Origin of the sequence: Acidipropionibacterium virtanenii (assembly GCF_003325455.1) — a bacterium.
Lineage (GTDB): Bacteria > Actinomycetota > Actinomycetes > Propionibacteriales > Propionibacteriaceae > Acidipropionibacterium > Acidipropionibacterium virtanenii.
The window spans coordinates 3,340,213-3,365,342 of record NZ_CP025198.1; the positions used below are offsets into that span (position 1 = coordinate 3,340,213).

Annotated in this window: 20 protein-coding genes and 1 other annotated feature; of the genes, 11 read left to right on the forward strand and 9 right to left on the reverse strand. The window is 67.6% G+C overall.

Going from position 1 to position 25,130, the window contains the following annotated elements; all coding sequences use genetic code 11:
- Positions 1-11 precede the first annotated feature (11 nt).
- On the reverse strand, positions 12-1,475 hold the full coding sequence (locus tag JS278_RS15345) for an NAD-dependent succinate-semialdehyde dehydrogenase (RefSeq protein WP_114045950.1): 1,464 nt from the start codon (positions 1,473-1,475) through the stop codon (positions 12-14).
- Positions 1,476-1,631: 156 nt separating this feature from the next.
- On the opposite strand from JS278_RS15345, the gene JS278_RS15350 reads away from it, so the two are divergent.
- Both JS278_RS15350 and JS278_RS15355 read left to right on the forward strand, forming a co-directional pair.
- On the forward strand, positions 1,632-2,417 hold the full coding sequence (locus JS278_RS15350; protein ID WP_114046386.1) for an ABC transporter ATP-binding protein: 786 nt from the start codon (positions 1,632-1,634) through the stop codon (positions 2,415-2,417).
- Positions 2,414-3,835: an FtsX-like permease family protein gene (locus JS278_RS15355; protein WP_114045951.1), complete on the forward strand. Its 1,422-nt coding sequence runs from the start codon at positions 2,414-2,416 to the stop codon at positions 3,833-3,835. Before JS278_RS15350 ends, JS278_RS15355 begins: the two co-directional genes overlap by 4 nt.
- Positions 3,836-4,254: 419 nt before the next feature.
- On the opposite strand, the gene JS278_RS15360 is transcribed toward JS278_RS15355, so the two are convergent.
- Entirely contained in the window at positions 4,255-6,120 is a 1,866-nt protein-coding gene (locus JS278_RS15360) for a restriction endonuclease (protein WP_147243246.1), read from the reverse strand.
- A gap of 491 nt (positions 6,121-6,611) precedes the next feature.
- Between JS278_RS15360 and JS278_RS15365 the strand changes: the two genes are divergently transcribed.
- The gene (locus JS278_RS15365) at positions 6,612-7,484 is read left to right on the forward strand and encodes a hypothetical protein (protein ID WP_147243247.1); all 873 of its coding nucleotides are present in this window, start codon (positions 6,612-6,614) and stop codon (positions 7,482-7,484) included.
- A 10-nt stretch (positions 7,485-7,494) separates the two neighbouring features.
- Here the strand turns inward: JS278_RS15365 and JS278_RS15930 are convergent, their stop codons facing one another.
- Positions 7,495-9,258: a hypothetical protein gene (locus JS278_RS15930; protein WP_147243248.1), complete on the reverse strand. Its 1,764-nt coding sequence runs from the start codon at positions 9,256-9,258 to the stop codon at positions 7,495-7,497.
- Between JS278_RS15930 and JS278_RS15380 the strand changes: the two genes are divergently transcribed.
- Together JS278_RS15380 and JS278_RS16120 are read left to right on the forward strand one after the other, a co-directional pair.
- Positions 9,257-10,524 (forward strand): IS3 family transposase gene (locus JS278_RS15380; protein ID WP_425451451.1). Its coding sequence is split into 2 segments (ribosomal slippage): positions 9,257-9,545 and positions 9,545-10,524, totalling 1,269 coding nucleotides; the frame shifts between segments, so codons are not numbered across the junction. The genes JS278_RS15930 and JS278_RS15380 overlap by 2 nt on opposite strands.
- Positions 9,538-9,666 (forward strand) — a sequence feature (AL1L pseudoknot). It overlaps the preceding gene by 129 nt.
- A 49-nt stretch (positions 10,525-10,573) precedes the next feature.
- Positions 10,574-10,711, forward strand: a complete 138-nt coding sequence (locus JS278_RS16120; protein ID WP_181833766.1) for a hypothetical protein — start codon at positions 10,574-10,576, stop codon at positions 10,709-10,711.
- 263 nt (positions 10,712-10,974) lie between these two features.
- Here JS278_RS16120 and JS278_RS15385 read toward each other — a convergent pair whose 3' ends face one another.
- The 3 genes from JS278_RS15385 to JS278_RS15395 all read right to left on the reverse strand — a co-directional run bounded on the left by JS278_RS15385 (position 10,975) and on the right by JS278_RS15395 (position 14,306).
- Complete coding sequence (locus tag JS278_RS15385) at positions 10,975-11,841, reverse strand: CPBP family intramembrane glutamic endopeptidase (protein WP_181833767.1); 867 nt, start codon at positions 11,839-11,841, stop codon at positions 10,975-10,977.
- A 55-nt stretch (positions 11,842-11,896) separates the two neighbouring features.
- Entirely contained in the window at positions 11,897-12,724 is an 828-nt protein-coding gene (locus JS278_RS15390; RefSeq protein ID WP_147243249.1) for a hypothetical protein, read from the reverse strand.
- Positions 12,725-12,884: 160 nt separating this feature from the next.
- Positions 12,885-14,306 carry a phosphoglucomutase/phosphomannomutase family protein gene (locus tag JS278_RS15395; protein WP_114045958.1) on the reverse strand — a complete coding sequence of 474 codons (1,422 nt, stop codon included), beginning with the start codon at positions 14,304-14,306 and terminating at the stop codon, positions 12,885-12,887.
- A gap of 570 nt (positions 14,307-14,876) precedes the next feature.
- Here JS278_RS15395 and JS278_RS15400 point away from each other — a divergent pair.
- Both JS278_RS15400 and JS278_RS15405 read left to right on the forward strand, forming a co-directional pair.
- Positions 14,877-17,039 (forward strand): acetate--CoA ligase family protein, encoded by a 2,163-nt coding sequence (locus JS278_RS15400; RefSeq protein WP_114045959.1) that lies wholly within the window; start codon positions 14,877-14,879, stop codon positions 17,037-17,039.
- A 188-nt stretch (positions 17,040-17,227) separates the two neighbouring features.
- The gene (locus tag JS278_RS15405; RefSeq protein WP_114045960.1) at positions 17,228-17,509 is read left to right on the forward strand and encodes an acylphosphatase; all 282 of its coding nucleotides are present in this window, start codon (positions 17,228-17,230) and stop codon (positions 17,507-17,509) included.
- An 81-nt stretch (positions 17,510-17,590) separates the two neighbouring features.
- Here the strand turns inward: JS278_RS15405 and JS278_RS15410 are convergent, their stop codons facing one another.
- On the reverse strand, positions 17,591-17,896 hold the full coding sequence (locus JS278_RS15410) for a hypothetical protein (RefSeq protein WP_114045961.1): 306 nt from the start codon (positions 17,894-17,896) through the stop codon (positions 17,591-17,593).
- Between the two features lie 73 nt (positions 17,897-17,969).
- Positions 17,970-18,281 (reverse strand): hypothetical protein, encoded by a 312-nt coding sequence (locus JS278_RS15415; protein WP_114045962.1) that lies wholly within the window; start codon positions 18,279-18,281, stop codon positions 17,970-17,972.
- Between the two features lie 139 nt (positions 18,282-18,420).
- Between JS278_RS15415 and JS278_RS15420 the strand changes: the two genes are divergently transcribed.
- Positions 18,421-18,735 carry a hypothetical protein gene (locus JS278_RS15420; protein WP_114045963.1) on the forward strand — a complete coding sequence of 105 codons (315 nt, stop codon included), beginning with the start codon at positions 18,421-18,423 and terminating at the stop codon, positions 18,733-18,735.
- A gap of 31 nt (positions 18,736-18,766) precedes the next feature.
- Here the strand turns inward: JS278_RS15420 and JS278_RS15425 are convergent, their stop codons facing one another.
- Positions 18,767-20,491, reverse strand: coding sequence for an NAD-dependent malic enzyme (locus JS278_RS15425; protein ID WP_114045964.1), 1,725 nt, complete (start codon positions 20,489-20,491; stop codon positions 18,767-18,769).
- A 274-nt stretch (positions 20,492-20,765) separates the two neighbouring features.
- On the opposite strand from JS278_RS15425, the gene nhaA reads away from it, so the two are divergent.
- The 3 genes from nhaA (at position 20,766) to JS278_RS16250 (ending at position 25,031) form a co-directional block, all read left to right on the forward strand.
- Positions 20,766-22,007 carry a Na+/H+ antiporter NhaA gene (gene nhaA / locus JS278_RS15430; RefSeq protein WP_114045965.1) on the forward strand — a complete coding sequence of 414 codons (1,242 nt, stop codon included), beginning with the start codon at positions 20,766-20,768 and terminating at the stop codon, positions 22,005-22,007.
- Positions 22,008-22,317: 310 nt separating this feature from the next.
- On the forward strand, positions 22,318-24,426 hold the full coding sequence (locus JS278_RS15435) for an MDR family MFS transporter (RefSeq protein ID WP_220150001.1): 2,109 nt from the start codon (positions 22,318-22,320) through the stop codon (positions 24,424-24,426).
- Complete coding sequence (locus JS278_RS16250; protein WP_220150002.1) at positions 24,426-25,031, forward strand: TetR/AcrR family transcriptional regulator; 606 nt, start codon at positions 24,426-24,428, stop codon at positions 25,029-25,031. The genes JS278_RS15435 and JS278_RS16250 overlap by 1 nt, the downstream gene beginning before the upstream one ends.
- Positions 25,032-25,130 lie beyond the last annotated feature (99 nt).

Consider the following 25,130-nt stretch of genomic DNA (forward strand, 5'->3'; position numbering starts at 1 on the left):
TCGAATCGACGTCAGGAGGGGTCGGGAAGAGCCAGGTAGATGGTCTCCAGGAACTCGTCGATCCCCTGGTAGGAGCCCTCGCGCCCCAGACCGGACTCCTTCACCCCGCCGAAGGGGGCGGCCGCATTGGAGAAGACGCCGATATTGACGCCGACCATCCCGGTCTCCAGTTTCGCCCCCAGCCGCTGGATGCGGTCGACGTCGCGGGTGTACGCATATCCGGCCAGCCCGACGGGCACCGAGTTGGCGATCCTCAGGGCCTCCTCCTCGGTGCTGAAGGTGGTGATCGGGGCCACCGGCCCGAAGATCTCGGTGGTCATCACATCGGCGTCGGCGGGCACCCCGGCGATCACCGTGGGCGGGTAGTAGAACCCCCTGCCCGAGGGGATCTCGCCACCGGTGAGCACCTCCCCGCCGGCCTGGCGGGCCGAATCCACCAGCCCGTGCACCTTCTCGCGGTCTCCGGCGGTGATGAGGGGGCCGACGTCGGTGCCCTCGGCCATCCCGTCGCCGACCACCAGGCCCGACATGTACCGGGTGAACTTCTCGGTGAACTCATGGGCCACGGACTCGTGGACGATGAACCGGTTGGCGGAGATGCAGGCCTCCCCCATGTTGCGCATCTTGGCGCCCTTGGCCCCCTCGACCGCCGCGTCGACGTCGGCGTCCTCGAAGACGATGAAGGGGGCGTTGCCGCCCAGCTCCATGGAGGTGCGCAGCACGTGCTCGGAGGCCTGGGCCAGCAGGTGGCGGCCGACCGGGGTGGACCCGGTGAAGGAGAGCTTGCGCAGCCTGGGATCGGCCAGCACCTTGTCGGTGACGCCGTGGTCGCGGCCTGTGACGATGTTGAGGACGCCGTCGGGCAGTCCGGCGTCCTGCATGGCCTTCGCGAAGAGCAGGGTGGTGAGCGGGGTGGCCGAGGCGGGCCGGATCACCACGGTGCAGCCGGCCGCCAGGGCGGGGCCGGACTTGCGGGTGGCCATCGCCAGCGGGAAGTTCCAGGGGGTGATGAACAGGCAGGGGCCGACGGGGCGCTTCATCACGAGCTGGCGGACCTTGCCCTCGGGCAGGATGCCGTAGTCGCCGCGGATGCGCACGGCCTCCTCGGAGAACCAGCGCAGGAACTCGGCGCCGTAGGTCACCTCGCCGTAGGCCTCGACCAGCGGCTTGCCCATCTCCAGAGTCATGAGGCGGGCGAAGTCGTCCTTGCGGTCGGTGATGATCTGCCAGCCGCGCCGCAGGATCTCGGCGCGCTCGCGCGGGGCCGTGGCGGCCCAGGCGTCCTGCGCGACGACGGCGGCGTCCAGCGCGTCGACGCCCTGGTTCTGGCCGGCGTCGGCGATGGAGATGAGCACGTCCTCGGTGGCGGGGTCGATGACGTCGAAGGTACGGCCCTCGTCGGCGTCGACCCACTGGCCGCCGATGAGCAACTGATGCGGGAGGTCTTGCGGAAGCGAACGGTCCATGGTCGTCATGGGGCCCACGTTACGACCGTGCCGTGCCGCGTCGAAGCCGACAGGACCTGCGGGATGTCCCCCACCCCGGCGCCTCCCTCTCATCCCCGGGGAGGAGGCCGGAAGAGGTTCCGGGGCACGATCCGCGACGACGCCGCGCCCGGGAAGGCTGGGGCCATGCTCAGTCGAACGTCACCCCGGACCCCGCAGACCCGCCCCTCCCCCGCCGCGCCGGACCGGGAGGGCCACCCGCCCGTTGTCGTCGCCGACTCCCTGGTGAAGACCTACGGGCCCACCCGCGCGCTGGCCGGGGTGAGCACGGTCATCGGAGCCGGCGAGTCGGTGGCCGTGATGGGCCCCTCGGGCTCCGGCAAGACCACCCTGCTGCACTGCCTGTCGGGCATCCTCGCCGCCGACTCCGGATCTATCGAACTGCAGCTGGACCGGCCCGTCCGGGTTGACGGGCTGGACGCCGCAGGCCGGGCGCGGCTGCGGCGCGAACGCCTCGGTTTCGTGTTCCAGCAGGGGATGCTGGTGCCTGAGCTCACGGCCGTCGAGAACGTGGCGCTGCCGCTGATGCTCAACGGCGTCGACCGGTCACAGGCCGAGGCCCAGGCCTCCCGCTGGATGGCGGCCCTGGGACTGCCCGGGCTGGAGGATCGACGGATCGGGCAGCTGTCGGGCGGCCAGGCGCAACGGGTGGCCATCGCCCGAGCCCAGGTCACCGACCCCGCGATCGTCTTCGCCGACGAACCCACCGGCGCGCTGGATTCACGGACGGCCGCCGAGGTGATGGCGGCCCTGCTGGAGTCGACGGCCGGTCGTGGGCGCACCCTCGTCGTCGTCACCCATGACCTGAATGTGGCCCGGTCCTGCGGGAGGATCCTCACCCTGGCCGACGGCCGGATCGTCTCCGACCAGCGGCGTCCGGCCCCCGTGGGACGGAAGGAGGCTGTGCGATGAGCGGCCTCGCCCCAGCCACGGATGCCACTCCGCCCGAGGCGATTGACCTCCCGGGAGCCGGAACGGCGCGCATCACCTGGCCGATCCTGCGGATGCTGGCCCGCCCCACCCTGGCCGACCGGCATTCCTGGGCGCTGCCGGTGACCGCCTTCGCCGTCATCTCGACGATCATCCTCGACGTGACCGCCGGGGCCGCGATGTTCTGGCGCATCCCCGGCGACCTGGCGGTGATGTACCGCGGCCTGTCGGGCCTGGCCGTGGTGCTGCTGGTGCTGCCCCTGGTGACGCTGGCCTCCTCGGCCACCCGGTTGTCGGCACGGCGCCGCGACGACCGGCTCTCGGCGCTGCGGCTGCTGGGAGCGACGTCGGGGACCCTGCGGCTGCTCACCCTGGCGGAGTCCGGGGCCTACGCCCTGGCGGGGTCGCTGGCCGGGGTGGCGGGGTACGCCGTCAGCCTGCCGCTGCTGGGGATGCTGCCGTTCAACGGCGGGCCGATCGGTGTGGGGTCCCTCCTGCTGGGTCCCGGGCCGCTGCTCGGCGTCATCGCCGCCCTGGTGGTGCTGGCGCTGGCCAGCTCGGCGGTGAGCCTGCGGCGGGTGGAGATCTCCCCGCTGGGGGTGCGGATGCGCTCCGACTCCCAGAGGGTCTCGGCGCTGAGGATCGTCGCGGGCGCGGTGGTGCTGGTGGTGGCCGTCGGCTCGGCGGTGATCGCGCCGAAGCTGGGAGCGTCTGCCGCCCCGATCATCGTGCTCGCACTCGTGCTGTTCGCGATGGGCACGGGTCTGGCGGTGATCAACATCGTGGGACCCAGGCTCATGTCGGTGTACTTCCGCGGCCGGCTGCGCCGGGCGAGGACGGCCCCGGCCCTGGTGGCCGCCCGGATGGTGCTGGAGGCCCCCAAGGCGGCGTGGCGCCAGGTCTCGGCACTGGGGTCGGTGTGCTTCGTCGGCGTGGCCGGCGGGGCGGGGGTGGCGCTGCTGAGCCAGGCCTCGAACTCCGGCGACGACCCGGCCGGGGCCATCCTGGTCTCCGACATCCGCACCGGCATCATCCTCACCATCGTCTTCGCCTTCGCGACGGTGGCCTGCTCGGTGGGCATCAACCAGACCTCGGCGGTGCTGGACCGCCGCGACATCGAGGTGGGACTGGATCTGATCGGCATGACCGTGGCCGAGCAGGAGGAGGCCAGACGCCACGCCGTGCTGGGACCGCTGTGGTTCGTGATGGCCGTCTCGATCGCCAGCTCCGTGGTGGTGCTGCTGCCCCTGGTCGGGGCGGCACTGGTGCTCTCGCCGGTCACCCTGGCGGTGACCCTGGGGGTGATCGCCGCGGGCGCGGGGATGGTGGCCGCTGGGCTGCGGGCCACCCGCGGCACCCTGATCGGGGTGCTGGAGGGCGGTCTGGCGCGGGTGGAGTAGGCATCGCCCGGCCTGCCGCCATCCCCTCCTCCGGCTGGTGGGATCCGGCCGGCGCGCCGTGGGAGGAAGCGGGGGTTGCCCGCGCCTGCAGCCTGACCCAGGCTCAGAACCTCACCGGGCGAGCTGCGCGCCCGCGACCACAACGAGTGGCCCACCATGACCCACAACCGGCCACAGGCCCCCAGCCCCCTCCCGAGGCGACCGAGGCGCCGCACCGCATCGCCTGCACGGCCGGAATCGACCCGACCAGGCCCTGGCACGCCTCGCCGAGGCCACCTGGCCCACCCCGGCCGGCACTATCAGTGACCCGTTCTGGCACATGCGGACCTGCATCGCCGACGACACCGCAATGAACTGCTTAGAGTTTTTCGGGCATGTCCGAAAAATTCAAAGCAGTCAAATCAGGTACCTGTTCGTGATTATGGCTGCTTCGTTGCTGTTTTAGGAATTTCTGGGTCATCTCGGCGCCAGCGAATCCGCCGGTCCGGCGTGGTGAATGCATGGACAACGACGTCATCCCGCTTCCTACGCTCGAGGAGCGTGGGGGTTGGCAGTACGGCGACCTGATAACCCAGATCAACCTTCTGCTCCCCCACACACACTGTGAGCGGCAGCTGAATCTGAAGATCCTCGCCTTCGGTAGGCGTGACTTCCGAGCCAAGCTCAACGAAAAGACACTGGCCGTCGGGGTACGACCCTGCCAGTTCCTTCCCCCGTAGCAGCTTTCCCGCACGATGCCATGAGCTGAACTGCTCACGGGACAGGGTCCCGAACTCGGGTGTGAGGATGAGTTCGCTGGCGTGCTGCTGCAGGAAAGCCAGCGTCTCCAGGGCGCCGGTGACCGCGCCGATGTACTGGAGGGCTTCGCCCTGCCGGTCGAAACCGATGCTTGCGTCGATGATGCCGCGCGCGGGTGGGGTATGGCGCACACTGATGCGCAGCCTGTTGGGTGAGTGGAGCTGGCTGACAAACTTCATCGCGCCGTATGCGACTGCCACCGGGTGCCCGACAAAGTCGCCGAAAGTCAGTGAGCGGTGGACCTGGCTGTTCTTGAGGTCGTAGCGGTCTTCGATGCTGAACAGGCCATTGGTCTCCTCAAGTACCGCTCGTGCCCCGCCCATAATGCCCTGGCTCCGGACGACACGCCGTACGTCAGCCTCTCCGACAACGGCCTCTTCGGGATCAAGCACTTCCAGATGCAGGTCAGGGTTCTTGCCCAGATCCTGATGTGCGGTCGGCCCAGTCCTGATGATTGCCCCCTTCAGTGGTCCGCCGAGGCCACCAGGCGCGTCGATCTCACCGTCGAACGCGCCCTCCGGGCTCGTGAACGGAGCGCCGTAGGTGAGGAAGTCTTCAAGCTGGCGGGCGAACTCGCTGTCAGGTTCGGCTTTGAAGGTGCCCTTGATAGTGATGGGTCGCTCGGCGGTGGAGGCAGCACATCGGGCGATGATGTCCACACTCGTCCACCGACCTCCCTCTACGGCGTCCATGCAGTGTAAGACCAGTCCAGGGCGCTCACCCTCGCGCGGTGGTGGAGGCGGCGTCCCTTCCCCGAAGTGGGGTTCGTAGCGGTAGTGCGGATCATGATCGAGCGTCTTGATGGCTTTCTCAAGCCGCTCCGCGACCTCGGGGACCGTGAGGCCTGGTCCGATCTGGTCTGTCCCGAGCAGCGCCATGACTTCGGCGTGCGTCCTCTCGACGAGCGCACGGCCATCGTGGAGGTAATAGTCGATGACGTCGTCGTACTTCGCGGCCTGCTGATCGACCCATGTAAGGCCATGCCAGATCTTCTTGATGCCGGCCTGCCCGAGGCCTTGGAGCCAGGTTTCCGTCTCCGGCGTCGGATCCCAAGGAGTGACCAGATACCACTCCTCAACCGTTAGGCTCTCCCACCGTTTCTCGGTTTGCAGCTCGGCCTGGAGGGTCTCCAGCGAGTCCTCGATATCCTTCTTCTGACGCGGCGTAAGCTTGCCTGTGTACCGCTTGACCTGGTAGACGACGTCACCGCCCTCGGGACCAGCACCGCGGTCCAGGATGTCCACCCCACCATCCCCGCGCGACGGCGTGATACGCACAGAATTCGGATGCTCCCGGTTGACAAACATGGCAACAACCGCCTCGACCTGACCGCCCTCGAGCCGGGTCCACTCCACCAATCCCATGCTCCAAGTATCGACGAAGAAGACTCTGCTGCCGACTCGATCCAGCGGCGATACACTCATCAGGCTTAGCGCCCCGCCTCGATCACGACACCGGAGAGCTGCTGAATCGATCAGCGCGCTCACACCGACGAGAGGTCGGCAACATCGAGAGCGAGCGCCGAACACAACTGGTCGCTACTCGATGGATTGGACCCACATCTGAACTTTTACGCACCGCTGCAGCTCTGCATGCGGTTTCAACCCGTACGAATCATGTGGTTCGGGTTGAGTCAGGAAACCTCGTGACCTACGCCCTAGGCGCCATGCGATCCGGAACCTAGATCCACGAAGACCCCCCCCGCCCACTCCGGCAACAAGCGACTCAAGATTGCGCTGCCCGACCCCACTGGAGCGCCATCCACCGCAACCCGGACCCGAAGGCCTACCACCAGCGCAAACACCCCCAGCAGATAACCAACTCGCACCACTGCGCTCCCAGGCCCGGCATCACTCACCCCCTCGCCCACCGGCAGCACCTGCCTTACAGCCTCGTGAAGGGGCTACAACCCGTCGGGATGATCTGGGGTGGAGGGTTATCGGCTTCTCCGATGCCCTGGTCTTGGGATAGTGGGTGGGTGACATCCTCCCCTGGCAACGAGCCACGATGCGACGCCGCCGCCCGGACCCGACACGCAGCCGGAATCGCCGTCCGGGCCGCAGACGCCGTCGTACGGGTCACCAGCGCACCGTCTGACACGTCATGGTGGACACGCCTGGACACCCTCGTGAGGCATCACATCGACCAGTCGCCCTCGATTGCCCAGCTCGCACTCTGGATCAATGATGCGGTGCGCTGTCTATCGGTCTCGATCGCAGACTCCTCCCGGGCCACAGCCGTCCTCATCGCCCAAGGCGTCAACGTCCAGCTCAGCGCGCTGGCCAGCGCGAGGGTCTGCCTCGAGTCCACCAGCCGCCTCAACTATCTCCTGGACCAGCAGGACCACCTGCTGGAACACGCACTACTGATGCTGTGGCAAGACCTCAACGACGAGGCGCCCATGAACCGGTGGGCCCAGGACAGACAACTCGGCGCCGGCCGCCCGCACCTGCCCGAGGAGCTCGAGGAACTCACCACAGCCCTTAGATGGACCGTCAACCGTGAAAAAGGCGGCCGTTTCCGAAGCCTCCAGAACCCCGACACCGGCGCCAAGAGCTCCCTTCCCAGCGCAACGACACTGATCAAAGAACTTCCCATCGCCAGCGCCGAGCAGGCCTGGCGCATCACCTCAGCTGCCAGCCATAGCCGGACTTGGCTGCTGTCACACGAGATCAGCCACCCCGATGAACCCATACCTGCTGCCACATCCCTGACCGCCGCAGCAACCACCATCGACGCCGTCACCGCGACCGCACGGCTTATCGGCACCACCTTCGACGTGCCCGCACTCCTGCATGACGCCGATCGACTCGCCACCACAACATGGGGAGCGCCTCCCACTTGGGCATAGCCCAAGATGATCAGTCGTGACTCTTGCGGATGATGCCGGTGAATCCTGTGACGAACAGTGTGACGAGTGTCCAACCGATGATGTGAGCCACCCATGATGTGATGATCATTCCGGGACTTGTGGCAGGGCAGGCAGTATGTCTCACTGAGAAGATGATGGGCACAGCCCATCCGAGTCCAGCCTCTACCCGCTCAAGCCTGCCGCATGCCGGCGAGCTGAACCACACGGATGCTCCGACCGAGGCGGCCGCGACGATGACGAGCATCACCAGGCTCCGCCATGACTGGTATCCGTAGCCGGTCGTGTGCTTCGACAGCCAGGCGATCGTCTTATTCCGCCATGGATGTCTGGTCTGGGAAAGGGCACGATGACGTCGGTCCTCCTGTTGGGCAATGAGGACCCGACGAGCTGTGTCGTCATGACCGGCTGCTCGCCAGGCCGCGGCGAGCTGCTGCCAGGGTTGAGCCGCGTACTCGATGGTCTGATTGGCCAGCAGATCGATCCACGCCCTCTCCTGGTCCTCCTCTTCCCCAATTCGGAGCGTAGGGAGTCCGGGGTAGGTGAGCCCGTCCAGGACCAGCCATCGGATAGGTGGCTCATCGCCGATGAAGGCTGGTGACAGGACCAATTGCCCTTCAATATGAGCGCCCAACAACCGGACTACGCCACGGTCCCCGCAGCCACCGTATGAGCCATTCAGGATCATGTCGCTGCCAGCGACCAGGTTGTCGCAAGCCAACGCCAGCCCGTCGGGGTTTAATATCGTACCGCCGCATCGGAGCTGTCCGCCAAGATGAGCCCCGAGCAACCGGACTACACCTTCCGGGCCGATTCCGGCGCACCGTCCATCAACTGCTGTGATGCCCTCCGTGACCAGGTTGTCGGCATACAGCGCCGGCCCGTCTGAATTGGTGATGTCGGCGCTGCACTGAAGTTGGCCACCGATATGAGCCCCAGGCAGTCGGACTGCACCACGGTTCCCAGCACCTGCGCAAGAACCGTGGAGGATCACGTCGCTGTTTGTGACCATATGGTCGCAGACCAACGCCGGTCCAGAGGAAGCAATGATGTCGGCGTTGCACCGGAACTGACCACCGACGTGGGACCCGTGCAACCTCACTGCGCCGAGATCATCATTTCCGGTACTCCTGCATCTTCCACTCACAGTGACGTTGCTGTCAGTCGTCAAATTGTCGCAGGCCAGAACTGGTCCGTCGGTGTTGGTGATGTCGGCGTCGCACTGCAAATGCCCACCGACGTGACACCCCTGCCATCTCACTGCACCGAGCCGGGTTGATGCAGTGAGGTGGCATCTCTCCAGGACGCAGTCGTTGAGAATGCGGGCTTGCTCCAGGTCCAGGACTGCGTTCGTATCCTCCCGAGTAGCGAGGATCGACACACGGAAGTGCAGGTGGTGCAGACTCGATCTGACTGCGGAGAACCCGAAAGGCAGCTCACAGTCGACGAACACCAAAGGCAGCCCGAAGGTGATGTCATCGAGATCCAGTCGCTCATCAAGAACCGCACCGATGATCCGTAGTCCTCGAGGATCCGCGTACTGACAGGAGGCGACTATCCCACAGATGAGTGCACGGACCACGGCAGCCCTGACAGGAACACGCCCCGCATAAGGTCCATCGGAAGAAACAGCACTACGCAAGTCATACAACCGACCTTCTGTAAGACTCCTTGCCAAGAGCTCCTCTGGTGCAGTCAGTGAACCGTCCCGGGGATGATGGAGGCAGTGAAGCCACGGAAAGGACTTCTCTGTCATGCCTGCACCACGTAAGTACCCCGGCGAGCTCCGGGAACGAGCGACCCGGATGACCCTGGACGCTCTCGAGGCCGATCCGGCGTCTCAGCGCGGCCTGTTCCGCCGCATCGGCGAGCAACTCGGAGTTAACCCCGAGACGCTACGAGGCTGGGTCCGTCAGGCCCAGGTCGATGCCGGTGATCGTCCCGGCACCACGACCGATGAGGCCGCCCGGATCCAGGAACTGGAGAAGGAGGTCCGCGAGCTACGGCGGGCCAACGCGATCCTGCGTTCGGCCTCGGCTTTTTTCGCGGCGGAGCTCGACCGCCCATCCTACTGATCTGTCAGTTCATCGACGAGTACCGCGACGAGTTCGGAGTCGAGCCGATCTGCCAGACCCTGCGCCAAGCAGACATCCAGATCGCTCCGAGCACGTACTACGCCCGCCGGCACCATCAGCCCTCCAGACGCGAGCAGCGTGACGAGGTTCTGAAGGAGGAGATCACCGAGGTGCACCACAAGAACTTCGATGCGTTCGGGGTCCGCAAGATGCACATCGTGCTGAACCGGGAACCCGACACCCGGTGCCGCGGGCACGTCGCCAGGTGCACGATCGAACGGCTCATGCGAGACCTGAACCTGCAGGGGATCCGTCGGGCGAAGGCTCCGAACACCACCTATTCGGCGCCGAGGGACCAGTGTCCCGAGGACCTGGTCAACAGGCACTTCGCAGCGTTCGCTGCGAACGAGTTGTGGGTCGCCGACATCACCTACGTCCGGACGTTCACCGGCTGGGTCTATGTCGCCTTCGTGATCGACGTGTTCAATCGGGAGATCGTCGGCTGGCAAGTCTCCAGGTCCCTGCACACCGACCTCGCGCTGGATGCTCTGACGATGGGTATCTATCAGCGGAACCGGGACGGCGCAGACCTGACCGGGCTGATCCATCACTCCGACCGGGGCGTCCAGTACCGGGCCATCCGCTACGGTCAGGCCCTCGCGGACGAGAACGCTGTGGCCTCGGTCGGTTCGAAGGGCGACTCCTACGACAATGCCCTGGCGGAGTCACTGAACTCCCTGTTCAAGGCCGAGTTGATCCGCAACCGCGGTCCTTGGCACGGCATCGATGACGTCGAGATCGCGACCGCCGAGTGGGTCCACTGGTTCAATACCTTCCGACCCCACAGCGCCCTCAATGGCCTCACCCCGCAGGCCTTCCTGGACGCACATCCCGACGGACTCCCCGTCCCGTCAGAACCCCTCCCAGAACCCGTCAACGCCAGATAACCGACCCTCCACCAAACCCGGGGCTTGACAGTTCGCTGGCATCGCACCCTTGCCCCACCCGCCCGCGGCCCGGGACGGCGACGCCCTGCCCACCCACGAGATGAAGGACCAACTCGGCCACCTCATGGAGCTTGACGCCTACCTCGACGACCAGGCCATCCCCACACCCCCACGACAAGAATCCTGAACCGAACCGCCCCAGGCACCCTTCACGTCCCGGAGTCGACCGGGAGCGCCGGGCCACTACCGGCAGCACTTGGATTCTGCCCGCCCCCTGTCACAGCGCTCAGGATGTCCGGCAGCCGGGAACGCCCCCAGCTCCACCAATAGCTCCAAATCTATAGTCCCTCCGCCTTCGAGGCCTGGGAGCGCCAGCCGCCCCGGCGACTGTGCCAGACCCCGCAGCGCCCCGGTTCCCTGAAGAACCAGACGTTCGGGAGCGTTGGGGGTTCACGATGCCCGTTCGAGGCGCCTGTTATGACGAGCCCAGCACATCAGGAAGGCCGCGACGATCAAGAGCGCGATCAGGGTGACCAGTGACGCATCAAGTCCCAGCTGGCCGCCGGTCAACCATGTGGTCCCCGACCACGTCGAGGCGAACACGCCCCGGCCGCCGGCATCACCAGGCACGTTGATCCCCAGGATCGAGTACTCGCCGATGTTCCAGGCCACGTGGATCCCGATCGGAAGCCACAGCCGCTGGGTGGCCAGCCAGGCCGCCCCCAGCACCATTCCAGGCCCCAGAGTGATTGCGATCGTCAGCCACGCGGCATCACCCCATGCCATGCCCCCGAGCAATCGGGGCACCCCGTGAAGCAGCCCAAAGGCCGCGGCACTGATTCCCAGCGCCACGACCCGGCGGCACCGACTGAGAGCCACCCGTAGCAGGGTCCGGCGGAAGAAGACTTCTTCGATCACTGCGGCACCCAACCCAGCACCGAGCCCGTAGAGGATCCCCCACGACCAGGCCCTGTCGCCGAACGTCCAGCCGCCTCCGAGGCTGATCGCCCCGACCGAGAGCGTCATCACCGCCAGTACGATGAGGAAGCCGCCGCACAGCTGTCTTATCGCCACCTTGGAGATGGCCTGCCGAAGCACGTCGAGGATCGCGCGAGGGCTGCCCCGGCGATGCGACGGCCACTCGAATCGAAGACCTTCAACGAAGTGCCGCGTACCCCCCACAGCCACCACGGCACCGACCAAAGCCCCGACGAGTCGGCCCCATGCCGGTGATGCCTCACTGTCTGCCCACCCCGGCACCAGACACCTGATACCGAACGCGATGCCCTGGGCCACCAGCTCGACGGCCAGGGCCACCAGAAAGACTCCTGTCCCAGCCAGGATCGCGCCCATGTACCACCGGGTGCTCTTCTTATCGGTCATTGCCATGGATCTTCCTGTCTTGGTCGGTTTGTACGGTGGCGGGGTCGAACGGCGCCACCAGGGTGTACTGGTTGAACCAGGTCACGAACTCGGTGGTCAGGGGATCGCGCCGAGATCGCCGTTCCACCCTCAACAGGCCGTGATCACGCAGCTCGGCGAACCCCCGTTCGGCGGTATCGGCCGAGAATCCATACCAGGCAGGCATGTGTGCGGTGGCCAGGGCGAACCCCGGCCGCTCGTGGAGCGCCACCAGCAGCATCGCGATCCCCGGCAATGACAGCTCCTGATCCCACCCCTCGGTCCAGAACCGGTGCGAGAGCCGAAGGAACCGCTGGCCCGGACTGGTGCCCCGCGGCCTCGTGTAGGCCCGGCCCGACCCGTCAGCAGCCAACAGCCTCACCTGGACCCGCCGTTCCTGGCCCACACGGCGCCGCTCGATCAGCCGACGGCGCTCCAACCGGGCCAGGATCCGGGTCGCCGCCGACCGCGCCGAGACCGGCTCAGCGTCCACCGTCGTGCCAAAGGCCCTGGCCCACACCATCAACGGCAACGCCTTACTGAATCCCCCGGGACCGGCCCCACTGCTGATCGCCCCATGCACCATCAGCAGTGCCAACAAGCCCCGCCGGTCCCCCGCCCTCACGAACTCGGCCAGGGGCCCGTGGCGGTCGGCCACCCCGGGACGCCGAGGATGCTGCACGAAGACCTTGGGGATCGGCACGAACACCCGACGCGAGGCCTCCAACAACACCGCCCGCGTCTCCCGCTCCTCCGACGACTCGGCCCTACCCGGACCCTGCTTCCATGACGTACTCACCCCACGAGTACACCCCCATCACCACCTCAACCAGAAACCTGATCCACCGGTCTCAACAGACGCTACAGCGGGTGCCCTTATGTGATTACTTGTGATCTGTAAGACCAAGATCGGCAAGCGATCTGGGATCTGGCCTCACCGTCCCTCCGCACCTCGCCTGTTAGAGCCTGTACTTCGCCACCACGGCGTCGATGCACCGCTGCGCCGAGGCGGCGTCGGGCATCTCGCAGAAGACCCTCAGCAGGGGTTCAGTGCCGGAGAAGCGGACGATGATCCATCCTCCGTTCCTGAAGTACACCTTCACCCCGTCCATGTCGGAGACGTGGTCGATCTCGACGCCGAAGTCGGGCAGGTCCTGGTCGACGTAGATGCGCTTCTTGAGGCCCTCCTTGGCCTCGGGCGCGAAGGAGAAGTCGTCCTCGATCATCTCGAGGTGGCCGTAGCGCTCCTCGATGTCGGCGTAGATCCGCGACAGGCTCTTGCCCTTCCTGGCGATCATCTCCACCAGCAGGGTGCCGGCGTAGACGCCGTCCTTGCCGGCGATATGGCCCTTGACGGTGAGTCCTCCCGAGGATTCGCCGCCGATCACCGCACCGGTCTCGGCCATCTTGGCCGACACCCACTTGAAGCCGACGGGCACCTCGTAGCAGGTCTGCCCGTGGGCCTCGGCGACCCGGTCGAGCAGGTGGGTGGTCGCGAGGTTGCGCACGCAGGGCCCGGTCCAGCCCTTCTCCTCCAGCAGGTAGGAGTACAGCAGGACCAGGATCTGGTTGGGATGCAGGAAATTGCCCTGGTCGTCGATGATGCCCAGACGGTCGGCGTCTCCGTCGGTGGCGATTCCCAGATCGGCGTCGCGCTCCACCACCACGCCGGCCAGGGCCTTGAGGGTCTTGGAGTTCGGGGAGGGCAGGCGCCCGCCGAAGAGGGTGTCGCGGCGCTCGTGGATGGTGTCGACGTCGCAGCGGGCGGTGAGCAGGATGGTCTGCAGGCAGGTCTTGGAGACGCCGAACATCGGATCGAGGACGATCTTGAGGTGGGCGTGACGGATGGTGTCCAGATCCACCTGGTCGAGGATCGAGTCGATGTACCAGTTCATCGAGGTCTGCACCGTCACCAGTCCGCTGTCCACCGCCTCGGCCCGGCCCACGGACCTGATGTCGGCGTCGGTCAACCGGTTGACGTGCTCCTGGAGGGGGGCGGTGACCTCCACCTCGGCGTCGCGGCCGCCCTCGGTGAAGATCTTGATGCCGTTGTAGGTGGCCGGGTTGTGGGAGGCGGTGATCGCCATCCCGTAGGCGCACCCCTTGTCGCGGACGGTCCACATGATCATGGGGGTGGGGGCGGGACGGTCGATGACGCGGACGCCGATGCCGTTTCCGGCGAGCACCTCGGCGGCCCACCAGGCGAACTCCGGGGAGAGGAAGCGCTGGTCGTAACCGATGACTACGGGGCGGTCGTCGACCTGCTCGTCGTGGATGCGATCGGCCAGTCCCTGGGCGACGCGGCGGACATTTGTCTTGGTGAAGGTGTCGGCGATGACGGCCCGCCACCCTCCGGTACCGAACTCGATCTCATCAGCCATGCCTCAACGCTAATCCGCGCATCGCCAGGACGCTCACATCCGGCGCCACCGAACCGTCCGTTCGCGCATCGGGGCTGAGCGGTCTGCGCACGAACTGTTCGGCCGGGCGGCGCAGGGCATGGCCCCGTCGACACGGCTCGTCGGCTCACGGGTCCATCCGCGGTATGACGCTCGAGGACCTGACATTTCGGGAGGACATCTCGCCGGGCGCCCGCCCGGTGGCCGCCGGACCGGCCCGGTACGGTGACGACGACCCTCGGGATGCGTTTGCCAACCGTTCCGAATTCGCTCGCCCGGTCGGTGTCAATACCACACGTCCCTGGAATCGGTCTTCGGCGAGAACGATCGCCAGCCTCATCCGGGTGAGGGCATGTCACCCCCGGCAGGACATGAGAAGCCGACATAATTTGTCAGATAACAATCCGCTTCAAGCTGCTGATGAGGGCGTTTACGCGCCCTACCGGCCCAACTCCCGACCCCCTCGAAAGCCGGGGGAATCGCGGTGATACCGTGCCAGTGATCGTGCACCCGACGCCGGGTGACAAATTATGACATGGAGGTCTTTGCCCGATGAGCGCTGAGCTGGATTGTCTGTTCGCCCCGCACCGAGTCGCAGTGGTGGGAGCCGGCACCAAACCCACGAATCTCGGACACATGGTTGTGCGCAACCTGCTGGAGAGCAATTTCCAGGGTGTCGTCTATCCCATCAATCCCAAGCACGAGTCGATCGGCGGCGTCCCGGCATTCCCGAGCGTCCTGGAGACTCCAGAGTCCGCCGACATGGCCATCCTCTGCGTGCCCGCCGCCGGCGTCCTCGGCGTCGTCCAGCAGTGCGCCGAGGCCGGCATCAAGGGCATCGTCTGCCTGGCCGCCGGATTCCGCGAGGTGGGCCCCGAGGGCCGCGCCATGGAGGACAAGGTCGTCGCGGTCTGCCGCAAGAACGGCATGCGCCTGCTCGGCCCGAACTGCCTCGGCCTCCAGGTGCCCGAGCGCAGGCTCAACGCCACCTTCGCGGCGCACACCCCCAAGCCGGGCAATATCGCCCTGGTCTCCCAGTCCGGCGCCCTGACCGCCGCCCTCATCGAATGGGCGATCGGCAAGGGCATCGGCTTCTCCAAGATCGCCACCCTGGGCAATGCCGCCGACGTCGAGCTGGCCGCCATGCTGGACTACCTCGCCGATGACGACGACACCCACGCGGCCGTCGTCTACGCCGAGTCGATCTCCAACGCCCAGGCCTTCACCGCCGCGGCCAAGAAGTTCACCGCCAGGAAGCCGCTCATCGTCTACAAGGCCGGACGCTTCGCCGCCTCCGCCAAGGCCGCCGTCTCCCACACCGGCGCGATGGCCGGCGCCGACTCGGTGTACAACGCCGCCTTCGAGCGGGTCGGCGTCACCCGGGTGCTGCGGATCTCCGACCTGTACCACACCATCGAGCTGCTGGCCGCCGACCGGCCCGCCCGCAAGCCCACCCTGGCCGTGGTCACCAACGCCGGCGGCCCCGGCGTCATGTCGGTCGACGCCCTGGCCGAGCGCGGCGGACGCCTGGCCGAGGTCTCCGAGACGACCCTGGACGCCCTCAACGAGGTGCTGCCGACTGCCTGGTCGCACGCCAACCCCATCGACGTGCTGGGCGACGCCCCGGCCAAGCGCTACGAGGCCGCCATCAGCGCGGCGGTCGGCGAGGCCGACGCCGACGGCATCCTGGTGATCCTCACCCCGCAGGCCATGACCGACATCATCGGCTCGGCCGACGCCGTCATCGCCGCCGCGGCCACCACCACCAAGCCCGTGCTGGCCGTGTGGATGGGCGGCGGCGCGGAGAACGAGAAGGCCACCGCGAAGCTCGCCGCCGCGGGCATCCCGACCTTCGAGTTCCCGGAGAACGCCGTCGACGCCTTCATGAACGAGGTCGCCTCCCAGGACGCCGTCGATGCCGCCGCGGCGTCGATCCCCGCCCCGGCCGACGACTTCACGCCCGACCGCGAGAAGGCCGCCCAGCTGATCGCCTCGGTGCCCGAGACCGGACTGCTGCCCGAGACCGAGTCCAAGGAGCTCTTCGACGCCTACGGCATCCCGGTCGCGCTGCCGAGGCTGGCCACCAGCGCCGATCAGGCCGCGAAGCTGGCCGACGAGATGGGCTACCCGGTGGTGGCGAAGATCGCCTCCCCCGACATCACCCACAAGACCGATGTCGGCGGCGTCGTCGTCGGCCCGAAGAACGCCGAGGAGGTCAGGGCGGCCTACGAGCAGATCGTGGCCAACGCCACGGCCGCCAAGCCGGACGCCCGCATCGAGGGCGTCGTCATCGAGCAGATGGTCTCGGCCGGCAACGCCGAGCTGATCCTCGGATCCACCCGCGACGCCTCCTTCGGCCAGACCATCATGGTGGCCGCCGGCGGCACCTCCGCCGAGATCCTCAAGGACTCCGCCCTCCAGCTGGCCCCGGTCGATGCCGGGCTGGCCCGCCGGATGGTCGAGTCGCTGCGCATCTGGCCGCTCATCAAGGGCTACCGCGGTGCCGAGGGCGCCGACGTCGACGCCCTGGTCAAGGTCATCACCCGGTTCTCGACCCTGGTGGCCGAGCACCCGGAGATCACCGAGACCGAGATGAACCCGCTGACCGTCTCGCCGTCGGGGGCCATCGCCCTGGACGCCCGGGCCGTCATCGATCGCGACGCCCTGGCCAACCCCCCGGCCAAGTACTCCCACCTGGGGATTCTGCCGGCTTGACCGGCGGAGGGGCCTCCCCTCCTGACACCGATCCTCCTCCACTTCGGCAGTGAGTTTTCACTTCGGCAGCGGTATTCCACTGCCAGAGTGCACACTCACTGCCGAAGTGGTCTCCGGGGGAAGGTCCGGGAGGACGAAAGGTCTCCGGGGAAGTTCCGGGAGGAGGTTTTCCGGGGCACCATGGGGTCATGAGCGACCAGACCATTCACGTCCACGCCGTCGTCAAGGGCATCGTCCAAGGCGTCGGCTTCCGGTACTTCACTCAGGCCAAGGCCCAGCAACTCGGCGTCAGCGGCACCGTCGCCAACCGCTACGACGGATCCGTGGAGTGCGAGCTCGAAGGGCCCGCACACGCCGTCAACGCCATGGTCGAATGGCTCCATGACGGCCCCAGCAGCGCCACCGTCACCGGGCTGCACACCAACGAGCGGGACGTCGTGGGCCTGAGCGGCTTCGAGATCACCGGCTGAGCGGACCCCCACCCGCCGGCCGGCTGCTGTGCCCAGCGGGCCCTGCCCAGCGGACCCCGACCAGCAGCCGCCAACTCCCTTTCAGCCCCAGCTCTCGGCGATGAAGCGCCGCGACGCCGCGACGTCCTCCCTGGTCAGATCACCCTTCTTCTTCCCGGTGATGGAGGCACTGATCGACGCCACCAGGTCCAGGACCCGGGTGCGCTCGGCCCGGTGCACCTCCAGCCGGCGACGCCTCTCCTCGTCCAGGCCCTGATCACCCTCCAGGGATTCGATGACCTTCTGCAGCTGGACCAGCCACAGCTGGAGCGCCCTCAGCAGCAGCGGCAGGTCCTCTGCCAGCAGGGCTCCGATCTCCGCCCGATCCGCTGTGAATTCCTCAGCCATCGCCCTCTCCTCGCATCCGCACCGCATCTCACCTGCACTCCCACATTAGAGGCTGCCGGGCGGTGATCCCCTCTCAGGACACGAACCTGAGCAGGGCGTCGGCGAACCTCCCCTGGGGCACCTCGAGATCAGCGCGACGCCCGCGCACCTCGATCACCATGTCCATCCGCAGGCCGCGCACCAGAATCGTCGCGACGACGCCGCTGGCCAGTTCCAGCCGCACCACCTCACCGCCGCCGGCCGAGACCCGAGACCCCCGGTAGCGCTCGCGGATGAAGGCGTCCGGCCGGATCCCGGGATCGGTGTCGACCGCTGCGATCTCCGCCAGCACGCGCCCGACCACGACGTCGAGCACGTCGACGATGCCATCCTGGTGCTGCGTCATCGGGGTCGCCTCCCGGAACCGTTGCCGCTGTTGCTGATTCCAGAGTGACGCATCGCGCAAACCCGCCGCACCCACTGCTCAGGACATTCACAGCAGTGGTTACCGGGCGTCGTCGTCGGCCCCGCCTAGACTTGGCCCCATGGCTGATCTTGACGAGAAGCAGCAGGCCGCGCTCGAAGCGGTCTGGGAGTCAGCGGCGTTGCTGCAGGGGCTTCGAAAGATCGAGAGCATGGCGTCCGACCGATTCCTGGGCGCCGTCCAGGATGCCCGAAAATCCGGGGTTCCGCTGGGCACCATCGCCCAGACCGTCGGGCTCTCGGCGAGTCGGCTCACCCAGATGATCACATCACGGAGACGCTCCCGCAGGGCCGGTCCGGGGCGGCGGATCGCAGAGATCACCGCGACGCCGTCAGTCGAGTCGCGGGAGGTCCTCGGCGCACGCAGGATCGCGTGAGCCAGGGGACGAGCGCACCGGGAAACGGTCCTCAGGCCGCGATGACGCGCGGATAGCGCGGCTGCCACATGGCGTCGTAGATCGCCTGGACGGGATTGGTCCCGAGTTCCACGGTCGCCAGCTCCTGGTTCTGCGCCGCCTCCACGACGGCCAGCGCCACCCGCGCCGAGATGGATCTCAACGCCGTCATGTCGGGCAGCAGGGAGGCGCCCGGGGTCCGGGCGTTGACGGTCCGGGCCAGTGCCGTCGCGGCGGCCGCGATCATGCCCTCGGAGACCCGGGAGGCCCGCGAGGTGATCGCGCCCAGCCCTATCCCGGGGAAGACCAGGGCGTTGTTGGCCTGCGCGATCCGGTAGGTGGTGCCTCGGTGGCGCACCGGTTCGAAGGGGGACCCGGTGGCGATGAGAGCCTTCCCGTCGGTCCATTCCAGCAGGTCGGAGGGCACCGCCTCGGCCTTGCGGGTCGGGTTCGACAGGGGCATGATGATCGGCCGGTCGCAGTAGCCGGCCATCTCGCCGACGATCTCCTCGCTGAAGGCGCCGGGCTGGGCCGAGCAGCCGATGAGGATGGTCGGGTGGACGTTGCGGACGACGTCGGCCAGCTCGTAACGGCCCTTCCGGTCCAGCGTCCAGCCCTTCAGCTCGGAGGCCGGGCGGGCCCAGGGCTGCTGGAAGTCGCGCAGCCTCAGCCCCTCGCGCAGCAGTCCCCGGGAACCCAGCCCCCAGACGTGGGATCTGGCCTCCTCGGCGTCCACCCCCTGCTGGATCATCACACGGCGCAGCAGGGAGGCGATGCCGATGCCCGCCGAGCCGGCACCGTGGACGACGATCCGCTGCTCGCTCAACGGCGTCCCCGAGGCCTTGACGGCGGCCATCACGGCGGCGGCGACCACGGCCGCGGTGCCCTGGATGTCGTCGTTGAAGGTGCAGTACTCCTCCCGGTACTTGGCCAGGATGCGGGTGGCGTTGCCGGCGCCGAAATCCTCCCAGTGGATCATCGCCTTCGGGAAGAGCTTGTGGGCGCCGACGACGAAGCGGTCGACGAAGTCGTCGTAGCGCTGGCCGCGGACCCGCGCATGGCGGGCCCCCAGGTAGGAGTCGTCGTTGAGCAGTTCGAGATTGTCGGTGCCGGTGTCCAGCACCACGGGCAGGACGCGGTGGGGGTGGATCCCGGCCGCCGCGGTGTAGACCGCGAGCTTGCCGACGGTGATCGCGATGCCGCCGACGCCCTGGTCGCCGATTCCCAGGATCCCCTCGGAATCGGTGACGACGATGAGATCGACGTCCTCGGACCGGTGGCCCATCGCGGCGAGGGCCTCCTCCACCTTCTCCGGGCTGTCGATCGACAGGAAGGCCCCGCGGGGACGCTGGTACCAGTGGGAGTACTCCTCGATCGCCTGCCCGATGGTGGGGGTGTAGACGATCGGCATCATCTCCTCGATGTGCTCGGTGAGCAGGGCGAAGAAGAGCACCTCGTTGCGGTCGTGCATGGAGTTGAGGTACAGGTACTTGCTCAGCGCGTCGGGCTGGGCCCGGTACTGGGCGTAGACCCGCTTGAGCTGGCCGGACAAGGTCGTCACCCCCGACGGCAGCAGGCCGTTGAGCCCCAGGGCGGTGCGGTCCTCGAGGCTGAATCCCGACCCCTGGTTGATGCCCGGCGAGGAGAGCACCTGATGACCCCGGGCCATCACCCGGACGAACTCGCCGTCGTCATCGCGCCCGAACTCGAATTCGTTCGGCTGGTATCCCGTCGTCATCGTCGCTCATCTCCGCGTGATCGGACCTGCCTCCGCCAAGGGGCGCCCGTGATCCGGGGCGACGACCATCGGCGGCGAAGGATGTCACGACAATCCAACCACGGCGTCATGCCGGGCACGGGCCGGGGTGCGGATTTCGGTGAGGCCCGAGTTCTGCGGGGAAGTGCGGCACCAGGATGTTAGTCTCGGCGACGGTGTGTCGGGAAGCCTGGTCGACCGCCCCGTGACCTCGGGGTGACGACGGCAGCACCATGCCCGGAGCATCAGGAGCCCGATGACCACCTCGAACATCACCCGCGTCAGAGCCTTCCTCAACCGGGAGACCACCGGCGGCGTCCTCGTCCTGATCGGCGCGGTCGTCGGCCTGGCGCTGGCCAATGCACCCACCGGATCGGCCTTCCGGGCCTTTTCGCAGACCGTTGCCGGCCCCGGATCGATCGGACTGGATCTGTCCGTCGGCGAATGGGCTCAGGACGGGCTGCTGGCGGTCTTCTTCTTCACCGTGGGTCTCGAGCTCATTTCTGAGATCCGGGTCGGCAGCCTGCACGACCCCCGGAAGGCGGCCGTCCCGATCCTGGCGGCCTGCGGCGGGGTCGCGGTGCCCGCCATCATCTACACCGCGGTCATCGTGGCCACGTCCAGCACCCAGTACCTGCACGGCTGGGCGATCCCGACCGCCACCGACATCGCCTTCTCCCTGGCGGTGCTGGTGATCGCCGGACGCGGCCTGCCCTCGGGACTGCGGGTCTTCCTGCTCACCCTGGCCGTCGTCGACGACCTCATCGGCATCCTCGTCATCGCGATCTTCTACTCCCACGGCCTCAATCTCCTCGCCCTGCTGGGAGCAGGGGCGGCGGTGGCGGTCTTCGCCTGGCTGGTGCGACGTCCTCGAATGCGCTGGTGGCTGCTCATCCCGGTGGCACTGATCGCCTGGTGGAGCATGCACGCCTCGGGGGTGCATGCCACCATCGCCGGCGTGGCGCTCGGGCTGGTGGTGCCGGCCGTGCGCCGGGCCCCGGAGATGGCGTCGCGGGCGACACGGCTGGGCCAGCTCGTCCAGCCCCTCTCCAATGTCATCGCCCTTCCGGTCTTCGCGATCTTCGCGGCCGGGGTGCCGATCTCGCTGACCGGATCCGACGGCGAGGCGGGCCTGTTCGCCCATCCGCTGGTGTGGGCGGTGACGGCAGCGCTGGTGATCGGCAAGCCGGTCGGGATCATGCTCACCAGCGCGGCACTGGCCCGGTGGACCGGGCTGCGGCTTCCCGACGCCGTGGGGCTGCGAGACCTGCTGCCGGTCGGCCTGCTGTGCGGCATCGGATTCACCGTCTCGATGCTCATCGCCGGGCTCTCCTTCCCCGACAGCACCGCGATCGACGAGGCTCGCGCCGCGATCCTGGTGGGCTCGCTCATCGCAGCGATCCTCGGCGCCGTCGTGCTCCGTCACGACTCCCGGTCCGCCCGTGGCCCGGACATGAACGAGGACGGCATTCCCGATCAGGACATCAGGCCGATCTGAGGCCGACTCTTGGGGCAGGTGCCCGGGAGGAGCGCGCCCGGGCTTCGGCCGCACCCGACAGACCCACGTCCCACTACGGTGAATGCCGCGGCTCCTCGCCCCCTCCTCCCCTCCTCTGTCCGCTGGAGGAGGAAATCCGCGACGACATCCCCCGAAATATTGCAGCTACTGCAATATTGAGCTACGTTCTAGGGCAGTTCGGCACGCACCCGCGCCGGACCCAATCCGCGGGGACGCGGGGAGCCCTCGCCGACCATTGCGGATCCAAGGCCCCCCGGTGTGCCTGTCCTCACGAATCGCAGGTACTCGGATGGCCTCAACCGACGTCCCGGAAGCCGTGCCCGCGGCGCCCGGGCAGCGAACTCCCCTCATGAGCCAGCGCCAGATCATGCTCGTGGTCGTGGCCCTCATGACGGCCATGTTCCTCAGCTCACTGGACCAGACGATCGTCTCCACTGCGATCCGCACCATCGGGGACGACCTCGACGGACTGGATCAGCAGGCCTGGGTGACGACCGCCTACCTCATCACCTCGACGATCATGACGCCGATCTACGGCAAGCTCTCCGACCTGTTCGGCCGGCGTCCACTCTTCCTCCTGGCGATCGGGATCTTCATCCTCGGCTCGCTGGCCTCGGCCTTCTCCACCTCGATGCTCATGCTGGCGGGCTTCCGCGCCTTCCAGGGGATCGGCGCCGGCGGCCTCATGTCTCTGCCGCTGGCCATCATGGGCGACATGCTCGCCCCCCGGGAGCGCGCCAAGTACCAGGGCTACTTCCTCGCCACCTTCGGCATCTCGACGGTCATCGGGCCGCTGATCGGCGGCGTCTTCTCCGACGCGAACCAGATTCTCTGGGTCTCCGGCTGGCGCTGGGTGTTCCTGGTCAACGTGCCGGTCGGCATCCTCGCCATCACGATGGTCTTCCTCTTCCTCCACCTGCCTCACTTCGAGGCCACCGACCGGCCGCGGGTGGACTGGTGGGGCGCCACGACCGTGGTCCTCGCCCTCGTGCCGCTCCTGCTGGTGGCCGAACAGGGCCGGTCCTGGGGCTGGACCTCGCTCGGCTCGATCGCCTGCTACGTCGTCTCGGCCGTCGGCCTGGTCTCCTTCATCCTCATCGAGCGCGCCGTCGGCGACGACGCCATCCTGCCGCTCAGGCTGTTCGGCTACCACGCCTTCTCCTGGGCGTCTGTGCTCGGCATGCTGGTCGGCTTCGGGATGTTCGGAGCCATGATGACGATCCCGCTCTACCTGCAGATCGTCGAGGGACTGACGCCGACCGAGTCGGGATTCGCCACCCTGCCGATGGTGCTGGGCATCATGACCTCCTCGATCAGCGCGGGCCAGATCATCATGCGCACCGGTCGCTACGGCTGGTTCCCGAAGGTCGGCACCGCGGTGACGGCATGCGGCTACCTGCTGCTGCTGTGGGCCGTCGGAGGCCCGCTGTGGCACATGATGATCGGCATGTTCGTGCTCGGTCTGGGACTGGGCTTCCTCATGCAGGCTCTCACCCAGGCCAGCCAGAACGCGGTGCCCGGCCGGGACATGGGCGTGGCGACCAGCTCGTCGACCTTCTTCCGCCAGATCGGCGGGACGATGGGCACCGCGGTGCTGCTGTCAGTGCTGTTCTCCGTGATGCCGACGAACATCACGAACGCCATGGGAGACGAGCCGACGATGACCGCGGCGCTCAATGCCGCCCTCGACCCGAAGGTCGCGACCGCCTCGAACAACAAGGCGATCATGAACAAGATGTGGAGCCCGATCACCACGAAGGTCGAGGCCGACTACGCCAAGGGCCTCGACCAGGCCACCACCAAGGTCGACGCCCAGGTGGACAAGGCGGTGCGCGCCCAGGTGACCACCGCCGTCAAGAAGCAGGCTGCCGCCCAGGCAGCCGCCGCTGGACAGGCCGGCGCCACGGCGTCAGCCGCCCAGAAGGCGCGCCTGCAGGCCGTGATCGACCAACAGGTGGCGAAGCTGACCCCCGCCGCCCGGCAGAAGGCCCTCCAGGCGGTGGCCACCACGCAGCATGTCAGCGTGATCGACGGCAGGCTGGCCGTCGACTACTCCAACGCCGACCAGCGCAGGCATGTCGTCGACGCCGTCGTGCCCGAGCTGACCAGGCAGATCAACAGCGGCTCCGCGAGCACCGGCCAGTCCTCGGCATCCACCTCCGACACCTCCTTCCTCAACGGGGCCGATGCGGCGCTCACCAAGCCCTTCATGACCGGTTTCGACGATTCGGCGAAGACGGTCTACTGGGTCGGGCTGTCGGTGATCGTGCTCGCCTTCATCCTCACCTGGTTCTTCAAGGTGCCGCCGCTGCGCGAGCGCTCGGCGCTGGAGGAGCGGGCCGAGCATCGGGCGCGCAACGAGTCGTCGGCGGGTGGGGCCGTGCCGGAGCCGGCCTGATGGCCCGGAACGGGGTCGGGACGCCGTCACGGGTCACCGACCGCTCTGAGGTGGGCGGCCTGCGGGAGCGGAAGAAGAGACGCACCCGCGCCACCATCCACGACGCCGCCCTGCACCTGGCGGCGGAGATGGGACTGGACCGGGTGACCGTCGAGGAGATCAGCGCCGAGGCGGACATCTCGCCGCGGACCTTCTTCAACTACTACTCCTCGAAGTCCGCGGCGGTGCTCGGGGTGACCGTCGATCCGCTGGGCGAGGAGGAGCGGGCCGGTTTCCTGGCCGGCACCGGGAACCCGGTCGGCGAGCTGTGCGACCTGCTGGCCACCCACGTCGCCGTCCCCCCGGACATCGGCCCTCTGCGCCTGCTGGTGGCCGACCATCCCGCGCTGCTCGACGACGTGGGCCCGCAGATGAGCGCGATCCGCAAGGACCTCATGGCCCTGGCGGCGCAGCGCTGCGGGGACGAACGGACCGCCGAGCTGGCGGTCTCGCTGGTGCTCACCGCCTTCGGCGTGGTGATCCACTCCGGCTCCTCCCCCGTCGACGACCTCGCGGAATCGCTTCGCCGTACGGTCAGGGAGATCGGGAGGCTCGGTACGGAGTGAGGGGTGCGCATTTTGCTAGCCCGAGGCCCGAATTCACACCATTCATGTCGTAGCCGGCCCTCCAGCTAGTGATATGCGCACCCGTCGATTCTCTTGGCC

Coding starts and splice junctions, on each gene's coding strand:
- JS278_RS15345 (WP_114045950.1), bottom strand. CDS start 1,475: ATGACGACCATGGACCGTTCGCTTCCGCAAGACCTCCCGCATCAGTTG.
- JS278_RS15350 (WP_114046386.1), top strand. CDS start 1,632: ATGCTCAGTCGAACGTCACCCCGGACCCCGCAGACCCGCCCCTCCCCC.
- JS278_RS15355 (WP_114045951.1), top strand. CDS start 2,414: ATGAGCGGCCTCGCCCCAGCCACGGATGCCACTCCGCCCGAGGCGATT.
- JS278_RS15930 (WP_147243248.1), bottom strand. CDS start 9,258: ATGACAGAGAAGTCCTTTCCGTGGCTTCACTGCCTCCATCATCCCCGG.
- JS278_RS15395 (WP_114045958.1), bottom strand. CDS start 14,306: ATGGCTGATGAGATCGAGTTCGGTACCGGAGGGTGGCGGGCCGTCATC.
- JS278_RS15400 (WP_114045959.1), top strand. CDS start 14,877: ATGAGCGCTGAGCTGGATTGTCTGTTCGCCCCGCACCGAGTCGCAGTG.
- JS278_RS15405 (WP_114045960.1), top strand. CDS start 17,228: ATGAGCGACCAGACCATTCACGTCCACGCCGTCGTCAAGGGCATCGTC.
- JS278_RS15410 (WP_114045961.1), bottom strand. CDS start 17,896: ATGGCTGAGGAATTCACAGCGGATCGGGCGGAGATCGGAGCCCTGCTG.
- JS278_RS15415 (WP_114045962.1), bottom strand. CDS start 18,281: ATGACGCAGCACCAGGATGGCATCGTCGACGTGCTCGACGTCGTGGTC.
- JS278_RS15420 (WP_114045963.1), top strand. CDS start 18,421: ATGGCTGATCTTGACGAGAAGCAGCAGGCCGCGCTCGAAGCGGTCTGG.
- JS278_RS15425 (WP_114045964.1), bottom strand. CDS start 20,491: ATGACGACGGGATACCAGCCGAACGAATTCGAGTTCGGGCGCGATGAC.
- nhaA (WP_114045965.1), top strand. CDS start 20,766: ATGACCACCTCGAACATCACCCGCGTCAGAGCCTTCCTCAACCGGGAG.
- JS278_RS15435 (WP_220150001.1), top strand. CDS start 22,318: ATGGCCTCAACCGACGTCCCGGAAGCCGTGCCCGCGGCGCCCGGGCAG.
- JS278_RS16250 (WP_220150002.1), top strand. CDS start 24,426: ATGGCCCGGAACGGGGTCGGGACGCCGTCACGGGTCACCGACCGCTCT.